Source organism: Paraburkholderia edwinii (assembly GCF_019428685.1).
GTDB classification, from domain to species: domain Bacteria; phylum Pseudomonadota; class Gammaproteobacteria; order Burkholderiales; family Burkholderiaceae; genus Paraburkholderia; species Paraburkholderia edwinii.
Window position 1 is genome coordinate 660,212 of the sequence record NZ_CP080095.1, and the last position, 11,140, is coordinate 671,351.

Sequence of the window (11,140 nt, forward strand, 5' to 3'; positions counted from 1 at the left end):
GGGTCATTGCATAGCGAAAGTATCAAGTGTCTCACACAGTATTGAAGGGTCTCTTTAGAGAGATCCAACTGTCAGTACGTTGAGTGAGCGACCGGTTCTTTAGCAGGAAACTGCGGAACCGAAAACAGTAACAGGCATTGAACTGAAGAGTTTGATCCTGGCTCAGATTGAACGCTGGCGGCATGCCTTACACATGCAAGTCGGACGGCAGCGCGGGGGCAACCCTGGCGGCGAGTGGCGAACGGGTGAGTAATACATCGGAACGTGTCCTGGAGTGGGGGATAGCCCGGCGAAAGCCGGATTAATACCGCATACGCTCTATGGAGGAAAGCGGGGGATCTTCGGACCTCGCGCTCAAGGAGCGGCCGATGGCGGATTAGCTAGTTGGTGGGGTAAAGGCCCACCAAGGCGACGATCCGTAGCTGGTCTGAGAGGACGACCAGCCACACTGGGACTGAGACACGGCCCAGACTCCTACGGGAGGCAGCAGTGGGGAATTTTGGACAATGGGGGCAACCCTGATCCAGCAATGCCGCGTGTGTGAAGAAGGCCTTCGGGTTGTAAAGCACTTTTGTCCGGAAAGAAAACTTCGTCCCTAATATGGATGGAGGATGACGGTACCGGAAGAATAAGCACCGGCTAACTACGTGCCAGCAGCCGCGGTAATACGTAGGGTGCGAGCGTTAATCGGAATTACTGGGCGTAAAGCGTGCGCAGGCGGTGATGTAAGACCGATGTGAAATCCCCGGGCTTAACCTGGGAACTGCATTGGTGACTGCATTGCTGGAGTATGGCAGAGGGGGGTGGAATTCCACGTGTAGCAGTGAAATGCGTAGAGATGTGGAGGAACACCGATGGCGAAGGCAGCCCCCTGGGCCAATACTGACGCTCATGCACGAAAGCGTGGGGAGCAAACAGGATTAGATACCCTGGTAGTCCACGCCCTAAACGATGTCAACTGGTTGTCGGGCCTTCATTGGCTTGGTAACGTAGCTAACGCGTGAAGTTGACCGCCTGGGGAGTACGGTCGCAAGATTAAAACTCAAAGGAATTGACGGGGACCCGCACAAGCGGTGGATGATGTGGATTAATTCGATGCAACGCGAAAAACCTTACCTACCCTTGACATGTACGGAACCCTGCTGAGAGGTGGGGGTGCCCGAAAGGGAGCCGTAACACAGGTGCTGCATGGCTGTCGTCAGCTCGTGTCGTGAGATGTTGGGTTAAGTCCCGCAACGAGCGCAACCCTTGTCCCTGGTTGCTACGCAAGAGCACTCCAGGGAGACTGCCGGTGACAAACCGGAGGAAGGTGGGGATGACGTCAAGTCCTCATGGCCCTTATGGGTAGGGCTTCACACGTCATACAATGGTCGGAACAGAGGGTTGCCAAGCCGCGAGGTGGAGCCAATCCCAGAAAACCGATCGTAGTCCGGATCGCAGTCTGCAACTCGACTGCGTGAAGCTGGAATCGCTAGTAATCGCGGATCAGCATGCCGCGGTGAATACGTTCCCGGGTCTTGTACACACCGCCCGTCACACCATGGGAGTGGGTTTTACCAGAAGTGGCTAGTCTAACCGCAAGGAGGACGGTCACCACGGTAGGATTCATGACTGGGGTGAAGTCGTAACAAGGTAGCCGTATCGGAAGGTGCGGCTGGATCACCTCCTTTCCAGAGCTTTGCGTCTTAAGTTGAGCACTCACACTTGTCGGCTGTGCATTGAAGGACAGGCTGAAGGGGTCTGTAGCTCAGTCGGTTAGAGCACCGTCTTGATAAGGCGGGGGTCGCTGGTTCGAATCCAGCCAGACCCACCATGTCGGCTGCCGTTAGCGCTTCAGCGCTTACGGAAGCCCCACCCCCGAAGGGGGCGGAAGGTGGAGAGCAGATCCCTTGAAAGTTGTCGTGCGGGGGATTAGCTCAGCTGGGAGAGCACCTGCTTTGCAAGCAGGGGGTCGTCGGTTCGATCCCGTCATCCTCCACCAATCCCCAATACAGAATCTGCTGGTCAGCTGACCGGAGATTGCGTATTGGCGATTGCGCCAGTCAGTATCGAGTGCGGTAGTAGCGCATATCGGCTGTCGTTCTTTAACAATCAGGAAGAAGCAGTAGTAAGAGATCAATGAAAGCGTCTCGAGATGGACGTGAGTAGATTGATCAGGGTTGTGATTGTATCGAAGTATTTTTTAGGGTCCTCGATAAGAGGGCGCTTGGAATACGGCACAACGCGAAAACTCAGCCTGTAGCGGAATGTGTACCCCCTTCGGGGGCGAGCCCAGTGTAAGCGCTAAAGCGCTAACGCTGGCCGCGAGACACACCCGTTATAGGGTCAAGCGAACAAGTGCATGTGGTGGATGCCTTGGCGATCACAGGCGATGAAGGACGCGGTAGCCTGCGAAAAGCGGTGGGGAGCTGGCAAACGAGCTTTGATCCACCGATATCCGAATGGGGAAACCCACTCCGAATGGAGTATCCGTAGCTGAATACATAGGCTATGTGAAGCGAACGCGGCGAACTGAAACATCTAAGTAGCCGCAGGAACAGAAATCAACCGAGATTCCCAAAGTAGTGGCGAGCGAAATGGGACCAGCCTGTACTCTTTATCTGCAGTGTTAGCCAAACGCTCTGGAAAGTGCGGCCATAGCGGGTGATAGCCCCGTAGGCGAAAACAGTGTGGAAGAACTAGGTGTACGACAAGTAGGGCGGGACACGTGAAATCCTGTCTGAAGATGGGGGGACCATCCTCCAAGGCTAAATACTCGTGATCGACCGATAGTGAACCAGTACCGTGAGGGAAAGGCGAAAAGAACCCCGGGAGGGGAGTGAAACAGATCCTGAAACCGCATGCATACAAACAGTCGGAGCCTCGCAAGGGGTGACGGCGTACCTTTTGTATAATGGGTCAGCGACTTACATTCAGTGGCGAGCTTAACCGATTAGGGCAGGCGTAGCGAAAGCGAGTCCGAACAGGGCGATTTTAGTCGCTGGGTGTAGACCCGAAACCAGATGATCTATCCATGGCCAGGATGAAGGCACGGTAACACGTGCTGGAGGTCCGAACCCACTAGTGTTGAAAAACTAGGGGATGAGCTGTGGATAGGGGTGAAAGGCTAAACAAATCTGGAAATAGCTGGTTCTCTCCGAAAACTATTTAGGTAGTGCCTCGTGTCTCACCTTCGGGGGTAGAGCACTGTCATGGTTGAAGGGTCCATTGCGGATTACTTCGCCATAGCAAACTCCGAATACCGAAGAGTGCAATCACGGGAGACAGACATCGGGTGCTAACGTCCGGTGTCAAGAGGGAAACAACCCAGACCGCCAGCTAAGGTCCCCAAATATGGCTAAGTGGGAAACGAAGTGGGAAGGCTAAAACAGTCAGGAGGTTGGCTTAGAAGCAGCCACCCTTTAAAGAAAGCGTAATAGCTCACTGATCGAGTCGTCCTGCGCGGAAGATGTAACGGGGCTAAGCCATATACCGAAGCTGCGGATGCGTGCTTTGCACGCATGGTAGGAGAGCGTTCCGTAAGCCTGCGAAGGTGCACTGGAAAGTGTGCTGGAGGTATCGGAAGTGCGAATGCTGACATGAGTAGCGATAAAGGGGGTGAAAGGCCCCCTCGCCGTAAGCCCAAGGTTTCCTACGCAACGTTCATCGGCGTAGGGTGAGTCGGCCCCTAAGGCGAGGCAGAAATGCGTAGCTGATGGGAAGCAGGTCAATATTCCTGCACCAGTGTGAAATGCGATGGGGGGACGGATCGCGGAAGGTTGTCCGGGTGTTGGAAGTCCCGGTCGCTGCGTTGGAGAAGGTGCTCTGGCAAATCCGGGCACAGGATTCAAGGGCGTGGCGCGAGCTCCTTAGGGAGCGAAGCAACTGGAAGGGGTTCCAGGAAAAGCCTCTAAGCTTCAGTTTCACATTGACCGTACCGCAAACCGACACAGGTGGGCGAGATGAGTATTCTAAGGCGCTTGAGAGAACTCGGGAGAAGGAACTCGGCAAATTGGTACCGTAACTTCGGGATAAGGTACGCCCTTGTAGCTTGACTGGCCTGCGCCAGGAGGGTGAAGGGGTTGCAATAAACTGGTGGCTGCGACTGTTTAATAAAAACACAGCACTCTGCAAACACGAAAGTGGACGTATAGGGTGTGACGCCTGCCCGGTGCCGGAAGATTAAATGATGGGGTGCAAGCTCTTGATTGAAGTCCCGGTAAACGGCGGCCGTAACTATAACGGTCCTAAGGTAGCGAAATTCCTTGTCGGGTAAGTTCCGACCTGCACGAATGGCGTAACGATGGCCACACTGTCTCCTCCCGAGACTCAGCGAAGTTGAAGTGTTTGTGATGATGCAATCTCCCCGCGGCTAGACGGAAAGACCCCATGAACCTTTACTGCAGCTTTGCATTGGACTTTGAACCGGTCTGTGTAGGATAGGTGGGAGGCTATGAAGCGTGAACGCCAGTTTGCGTGGAGCCGTCCTTGAAATACCACCCTGATCTGTTTGAGGTTCTAACCTTGGACCCTGAAGCGGGTTCGGGGACAGTGCATGGCAGGCAGTTTGACTGGGGCGGTCTCCTCCCAAAGTGTAACGGAGGAGTACGAAGGTACGCTAGGTACGGTCGGAAATCGTGCTGATAGTGCAATGGCATAAGCGTGCTTGACTGCGAGACTGACAAGTCGAGCAGGTGCGAAAGCAGGTCATAGTGATCCGGTGGTTCTGTATGGAAGGGCCATCGCTCAACGGATAAAAGGTACTCTGGGGATAACAGGCTGATACCGCCCAAGAGTTCATATCGACGGCGGTGTTTGGCACCTCGATGTCGGCTCATCTCATCCTGGGGCTGTAGCCGGTCCCAAGGGTATGGCTGTTCGCCATTTAAAGAGGTACGTGAGCTGGGTTTAAAACGTCGTGAGACAGTTTGGTCCCTATCTGCCGTGGGCGCTGGATATTTGAAGGGACCTGCTCCTAGTACGAGAGGACCGGAGTGGACGAACCTCTGGTGTACCGGTTGTCACGCCAGTGGCATCGCCGGGTAGCTATGTTCGGAAGAGATAACCGCTGAAAGCATCTAAGCGGGAAACTCGCCTTGAGATGAGATATCCCCGGGGCTTCGAGCCCCTTGAAGGGTCGTTCAAGACCAGGACGTTGATAGGTCAGGTGTGGAAGCGCAGTAATGCGTTAAGCTAACTGATACTAATTGCCCGTAAGGCTTGATCCTATAACCGGTGTGTTTTACGTGACGGCTTGGCGCTTTAGCGCCTGGCCCGGAACCACCCCCGCAAGGGGGCAAGGTGACCGTTAGTGCTTCAGCACTTACGGACATCCCGCCCCCGTAGGGGGTAGCGCAAACAGACGGTTGAGTGATCAGTGTTGTGCCAGACAACACAACCTCTTACCAAAGCTTCTTCCCGATTGGTTCTGCTGCCCCAAAAACGCAGCAGAACAACCCGTCATGCCTGATGACCATAGCGAGTCGGTCCCACCCCTTCCCATCCCGAACAGGACCGTGAAACGACTCCACGCCGATGATAGTGCGGATTGCCCGTGTGAAAGTAGGTAATCGTCAGGCTCCCCAAAGCAAACACAAACCCCGCCCACCAAAGGCGGGGTTTGTGCGTTTACGGCAGGTGCATATAAGTGAGAACTGTCTCGGGGTGACGCCAAACAAGCTTGGTCTTGACAATGCAATGTTGCTCCCCCATAATCATCAGTTCTCTGCGGAGGGGTGCCCGAGTGGCTAAAGGGGGCAGACTGTAAATCTGTTGGCTTACGCCTACGTTGGTTCGAATCCAACCTCCTCCACCAGAATGCGGCTTGAGCAGTTGTCGGGAATCGATAGATCCTTGCGGGTGTAGCTCAATGGTAGAGCAGAAGCCTTCCAAGCTTACGACGAGGGTTCGATTCCCTTCACCCGCTCCAGCAAAGAAGTATCGCCCATGTGGCTCAGTGGTAGAGCACTCCCTTGGTAAGGGAGAGGTCGGCAGTTCGATCCTGCCCATGGGCACCAGCAGGTTGTCAGCGATTGTTTGCGCCCCGCGCAACGTACGGAAAAACCCTCTTAGGAGTCGAAAATGGCCAAAGGTAAGTTTGAGCGGACCAAGCCGCACGTGAACGTGGGCACGATCGGTCACGTTGACCACGGCAAGACCACGCTGACGGCGGCGATCACGACGGTGCTGACCGCGAAGTTCGGCGGCGAAGCGAAGGCGTACGACCAGATCGACGCGGCGCCGGAAGAAAAGGCGCGCGGCATCACGATCAACACGGCGCACGTGGAGTACGAGACGGCGAATCGCCACTACGCCCACGTTGACTGCCCGGGCCACGCGGACTACGTGAAGAACATGATCACGGGCGCCGCGCAGATGGACGGCGCGATCCTGGTGTGCTCGGCCGCAGACGGCCCGATGCCGCAAACGCGTGAGCACATCCTGCTGGCGCGTCAGGTCGGTGTGCCGTACATCATCGTGTTCCTGAACAAGTGCGACATGGTGGACGACGCCGAGCTGCTGGAACTGGTGGAAATGGAAGTGCGCGAGCTGCTCTCGAAGTACGACTTCCCGGGCGACGACACGCCGATCATCAAGGGTTCGGCGAAGCTGGCGCTGGAAGGCGACAAGGGCGAGCTGGGCGAAGTGGCGATCATGAACCTGGCCGACGCGCTGGACACGTACATCCCGACGCCGGAGCGCGCGGTGGACGGATCGTTCCTGATGCCGGTGGAAGACGTGTTCTCGATCTCGGGCCGTGGTACGGTGGTGACGGGCCGTGTGGAGCGTGGCGTGGTGAAGGTCGGCGAGGAAATCGAGATCGTCGGGATCAAGCCGACGGCGAAGACGACGTGCACGGGCGTGGAAATGTTCCGCAAGCTGCTCGACCAGGGTCAGGCGGGCGACAACGTGGGTATCCTGCTGCGCGGCACGAAGCGTGAGGACGTGGAGCGTGGCCAGGTGCTGGCCAAGCCGGGTTCGATCACGCCGCACACGCACTTCACGGCTGAGGTGTATGTGCTGAGCAAGGATGAAGGCGGCCGTCATACGCCGTTCTTCAACAACTACCGTCCGCAGTTCTACTTCCGTACGACGGATGTGACGGGCTCGATCGAGCTGCCGAAGGACAAGGAAATGGTGATGCCGGGCGACAACGTGTCGATCACGGTGAAGCTGATTGCGCCGATCGCGATGGAAGAAGGTCTGCGCTTCGCTATCCGTGAAGGTGGCCGTACCGTCGGCGCAGGTGTCGTCGCCAAGATCATCGAGTAAGCCAGCTAGTTCTCGTTGATCGGTTGTTTTCGGGGTTGGCGGCGTCGTCAGCCCCAAATGGTTTAGGGGTATAGCTCAACTGGCAGAGCGTCGGTCTCCAAAACCGAAGGTTGGGGGTTCGATTCCCTCTGCCCCTGCCAATTCTTGCGTCAATCTGACGCTCGTTTAAGGTGTTATGGCGAATCCATCCGTCGAAACTGTAAATACGTCCGGTGACAAGCTGATGCTGGTCGTCGGTGTATTGTTGGTCGTGGCCGGGTTCGTGGGGTTCTTCTGGCTCAACGGTCAGGAATGGTACGTTCGCGGCGCGGCTCTGATTGTCGGGTTGATCGCGGGCGTCGCAGTCGGTCTTCTTTCTGCGCCCGGCAAGGGTTTTATCGCGTTCGCCAAGGACTCGTATAAGGAAGTCCGCAAGGTGGTGTGGCCGACTCGTAAAGAGGCGAGTCAAACGACTCTTGTGGTCTTCGCGTTCGTGTTAGTCATGGCGCTGTTTCTGTGGATTTGTGACAAATCCATCGAATGGGCGATTTTCTCGGCGATTCTGGGTTGGAAATGATATGAGTGATACGCCGGCATCCCCGAGTGGAAAACGTTGGTACGTCGTGCACGCCTATTCCGGTATGGAGAAGAGCGTGCAACGTGCGCTTCAGGAGCGTATTGAGCGTGCCGGCATGCAGGATAAGTTCGGCCAGATTCTCGTCCCGACGGAAGAAGTCGTTGAGGTGAAGGGCGGTCACAAATCGGTGACGGAGCGTCGCTTCTTCCCCGGCTACGTCTTGGTCGAAATGGAAATGACCGACGAAACGTGGCACTTGGTTAAGAACACGGCCAAGGTTACCGGTTTCGTTGGCGGCGCGCGCAACCGCCCGAGCCCGATTTCGCCGCGCGAAGTCGAAAAGATCATGTCGCAGATGCAGGAAGGCGTGGAGAAACCGCGTCCGAAGACCCTGTTCGAGGTTGGCGAGATGGTCCGCGTGAAGGATGGTCCGTTTACCGACTTCAACGGCAGCGTCGAAGAGGTCAATTACGAGAAGTCGCGAGTTCGCGTTTCTGTCACGATTTTCGGTCGAGCCACACCGGTCGAACTCGAATTCGGACAGGTTGAGAAGTTGTGACCGATTTCTGCAGATCGCGCCGATGGGCGCGATCTGCGTTTCGCGCTTACGGTCCGCGTAATGGCCGTTGAGGAGCGTCAGTAGCTGAGGTTGGGCGAACGCGCGTTACTACTCACTGAACGCTCACGCGTTCCAAAGAGGTTTTCAGATATGGCAAAGAAAATCATCGGCTTTATCAAGCTGCAGATTCCTGCAGGTAAAGCCAATCCGTCGCCGCCGGTCGGCCCGGCACTGGGTCAGCGCGGCCTGAACATCATGGAGTTCTGCAAGGCATTTAACGCGCAGACTCAAGCGATGGAGCCGGGTCTGCCGATTCCCGTCGTCATCACCGCTTTTGCAGACAAGAGCTTCACGTTTGTCCTCAAGACCCCGCCGGCCACCGTGCTGATCAAGAAGGCAGCGAAGGTCGACAAGGGCTCGAGCAAGCCGCACACCGACAAGGTCGGCAAGATCACGCGCGCACAAGCTGAAGAGATCGCCAAGACGAAGATGCCGGATCTCACGGCAGCTGATATGGACGCAGCGGTCCGCACGATCGCTGGCAGCGCCCGCTCGATGGGCATCACCGTGGAGGGCGTGTAAATGGCCAAGCTTTCGAAGCGTCTGCAAGCATTTGCGACTAAGGTCGACAGTCAGAAGCTGTACCCGATCGACGACGCATTGTCGCTCGTGAAGGAATGCGCAAGCGCGAAGTTCGATGAGTCGATCGACGTCGCCGTGCAACTCGGCATCGATGCGAAGAAGTCGGATCAGGTGGTTCGCGGTTCGGTCGTTCTGCCGGCAGGTACCGGTAAGTCGGTGCGCGTTGCGGTATTCGCGCAGGGCGAAAAGGCTGAACAAGCTCGTGCGGCTGGTGCCGACATCGTCGGCATGGAAGACCTCGCTGAGCAGGTGAAGGCGGGCAACCTGAATTTCGACGTGGTCATCGCTTCGCCGGACACGATGCGCGTTGTCGGTACGCTGGGTCAGATCCTCGGCCCGCGCGGCCTGATGCCGAACCCGAAGGTCGGCACGGTGACGCCGGACGTGGCTACGGCTGTGAAGAACGCCAAAGCCGGTCAGGTGCAATTCCGCGTCGACAAGGCCGGGATTATTCACGCAACCATTGGCCGTGCATCGTTTGAACCGACGGCGCTGCGCAGCAACCTCGACGCGCTCGTCGACGCGCTGCAGAAGGCGAAGCCGGCCACGAGCAAGGGCGTGTATTTGCGCAAAATTGCTCTGTCGAGCACGATGGGCGTTGGCGTGCGCGTTGATCAGACGTCGCTGGCCGCGCAGTAATAGCGAGATTTACCGCTTCGCCGCATCAAGGGGCGAGGCGATATAAAGGGCTTTGGGCGGTCGTGCACTGCGCAGTAAGCAGTAGGCAGTAAGCGGCCGGTTGTCAAAGACCGTTGGCGGAAGCGCAGCAGTCAGGCGCGACCTTAATGCAAGCCAACGCAGATGGCGAACCCGAAAAGGTTTTGTGGTGATTGAAGCCGTTCCCACTCGCGGCGACGCGAGTGTGAAACGGTCGAGATACTCCTGGACTGGTCGGACGCCGTTGTTGAATGCGGTGCATGAAGCGCAAGTCGAGTGCACCGAATCTGGAGGTTAACCGTGCCACTGAACAAAGAAGGTAAGCAGGCCGTCGTGGCTGAGGTTTCCGCGCAAGTCGGGAAAGCTCAAACCATCGTTCTGGCCGAGTATCGTGGGATCACGGTTGGCGATCTGACCAAGCTTCGCGCGAAGGCGCGTGAGCAACAGGTGTACCTGCGCGTGTTGAAGAACACGCTGGCGCGTCGCGCTGTCGAAGGTACCCCGTTTGCTCCGCTGGCTGAGCAGATGACTGGTCCTTTGATCTACGGCATCTCTGAAGATGCAATTGCTGCTGCTAAAGTCGTCAACGAATTTAGCAAAAGCAATGACAAGTTGATCATCAAGGCCGGTTCCTATGAAGGCAAGGTGATGGACAAGGCAGGCGTGCAAGCGCTGGCCACCATCCCGAGTCGCGAGGAGCTGCTCTCCAAGCTGTTGTTCGTTATGCAAGCGCCTGTTTCCGGCTTTGCGCGCGCGTTGGCCGCGCTGGCTGAGAAGAAGCAGGGCGAGACTGCCTAACGTAACTTCGGCGCTTCGGTTGAGCGCAAAAGATCGCTGGCTGTATCCGAATTCAATCTAGGAGTATTTCAAATGGCAATCGCAAAAGATGACATCCTCGAAGCCGTAGGCTCGATGTCGGTTCTGGAACTGAACGAGCTGGTCAAGGCGTTCGAAGAGAAGTTTGGCGTGTCGGCTGCTGCTGTGGCAGTGGCGGGCCCGGCAGGCGGCGGCGGTGGCGCTGCTGCAGCTGAAGAACAAACCGAGTTCACGGTTATTCTGACCGAAACCGGTGGCAACAAGGTTTCCGTGATTAAGGCTGTTCGCGAACTGACGGGCTTGGGCCTGAAGGAAGCGAAGGATCTGGTCGACGGTGCACCGAAGCCCGTTAAGGAAGCGGTGCCCAAGGCTGCTGCTGAAGAAGCCAAGAAGAAGCTGGAAGACGCAGGCGCGAAGGCTGAAATCAAGTAAATTTCGGCGCGCTTTGCGGAGGCTGGCGGTTTTTCCACCGCCGGCCTTTTTGTGCTTTGTGGGGACGACGTTTTCCAACATCGTTTTAGGCAACAATGCACGACAAGAAGCCAAAGAAAACCGCCACATTGCAGGCTAAGTGACGTTTCTCTTTGTCTTCTGAAGCGACTGCAGAAGGCAAGTTTGGTCGGGTAGCGGGCAACACAGGCATCCGCTGCCGTCAGCCA

Annotated in this window: 7 protein-coding genes, 6 tRNA genes and 3 rRNA genes; all 16 read left to right on the forward strand. The window is 56.7% G+C overall.

Features of this window, described 5'->3' with window-relative positions:
- Positions 1 to 139: 139 nt before the first annotated feature.
- Positions 140 to 1,670: ribosomal RNA gene (locus KZJ38_RS02830) — 16S ribosomal RNA — on the forward strand.
- A 66-nt stretch (positions 1,671 to 1,736) separates the two neighbouring features.
- A tRNA-Ile gene (locus KZJ38_RS02835) sits at positions 1,737 to 1,813 on the forward strand.
- 92 nt (positions 1,814 to 1,905) lie between these two features.
- Positions 1,906 to 1,981 (forward strand) — tRNA-Ala (locus KZJ38_RS02840).
- 342 nt (positions 1,982 to 2,323) lie between these two features.
- A 23S ribosomal RNA gene (locus KZJ38_RS02845) occupies positions 2,324 to 5,207 on the forward strand.
- A 237-nt stretch (positions 5,208 to 5,444) separates the two neighbouring features.
- Positions 5,445 to 5,558 (forward strand): 5S ribosomal RNA (gene rrf / locus KZJ38_RS02850).
- The 16S, 23S and 5S rRNA genes sit together here with 5 tRNA genes alongside, the layout of an rRNA operon.
- A gap of 150 nt (positions 5,559 to 5,708) precedes the next feature.
- Positions 5,709 to 5,794 (forward strand) — tRNA-Tyr (locus tag KZJ38_RS02855).
- A gap of 40 nt (positions 5,795 to 5,834) precedes the next feature.
- Positions 5,835 to 5,908: transfer RNA gene (locus tag KZJ38_RS02860), tRNA-Gly, on the forward strand.
- Between the two features lie 13 nt (positions 5,909 to 5,921).
- Positions 5,922 to 5,996 (forward strand) — tRNA-Thr (locus tag KZJ38_RS02865).
- A 64-nt stretch (positions 5,997 to 6,060) separates the two neighbouring features.
- The gene (gene tuf / locus KZJ38_RS02870) at positions 6,061 to 7,251 is read left to right on the forward strand and encodes an elongation factor Tu (RefSeq protein WP_219798700.1); all 1,191 of its coding nucleotides are present in this window, start codon (positions 6,061 to 6,063) and stop codon (positions 7,249 to 7,251) included.
- 64 nt (positions 7,252 to 7,315) lie between these two features.
- Positions 7,316 to 7,391 (forward strand) — tRNA-Trp (locus KZJ38_RS02875).
- Positions 7,392 to 7,426: 35 nt separating this feature from the next.
- Positions 7,427 to 7,807 (forward strand): preprotein translocase subunit SecE, encoded by a 381-nt coding sequence (gene secE / locus KZJ38_RS02880; RefSeq protein WP_219798701.1) that lies wholly within the window; start codon positions 7,427 to 7,429, stop codon positions 7,805 to 7,807.
- A 1-nt stretch (position 7,808) separates the two neighbouring features.
- Positions 7,809 to 8,366 carry a transcription termination/antitermination protein NusG gene (nusG, locus tag KZJ38_RS02885; protein ID WP_026121916.1) on the forward strand — a complete coding sequence of 186 codons (558 nt, stop codon included), beginning with the start codon at positions 7,809 to 7,811 and terminating at the stop codon, positions 8,364 to 8,366.
- A 150-nt stretch (positions 8,367 to 8,516) separates the two neighbouring features.
- The gene (gene rplK / locus KZJ38_RS02890) at positions 8,517 to 8,948 is read left to right on the forward strand and encodes a 50S ribosomal protein L11 (protein ID WP_219798702.1); all 432 of its coding nucleotides are present in this window, start codon (positions 8,517 to 8,519) and stop codon (positions 8,946 to 8,948) included.
- Positions 8,949 to 9,647, forward strand: coding sequence for a 50S ribosomal protein L1 (rplA, locus tag KZJ38_RS02895; protein WP_219798703.1), 699 nt, complete (start codon positions 8,949 to 8,951; stop codon positions 9,645 to 9,647).
- A 318-nt stretch (positions 9,648 to 9,965) separates the two neighbouring features.
- Positions 9,966 to 10,463 (forward strand): 50S ribosomal protein L10, encoded by a 498-nt coding sequence (gene rplJ, locus KZJ38_RS02900; protein WP_219798704.1) that lies wholly within the window; start codon positions 9,966 to 9,968, stop codon positions 10,461 to 10,463.
- A 72-nt stretch (positions 10,464 to 10,535) separates the two neighbouring features.
- Positions 10,536 to 10,913, forward strand: a complete 378-nt coding sequence (gene rplL / locus KZJ38_RS02905; protein WP_219798705.1) for a 50S ribosomal protein L7/L12 — start codon at positions 10,536 to 10,538, stop codon at positions 10,911 to 10,913.
- The last annotated feature ends 227 nt before the right edge of the window (positions 10,914 to 11,140 follow it).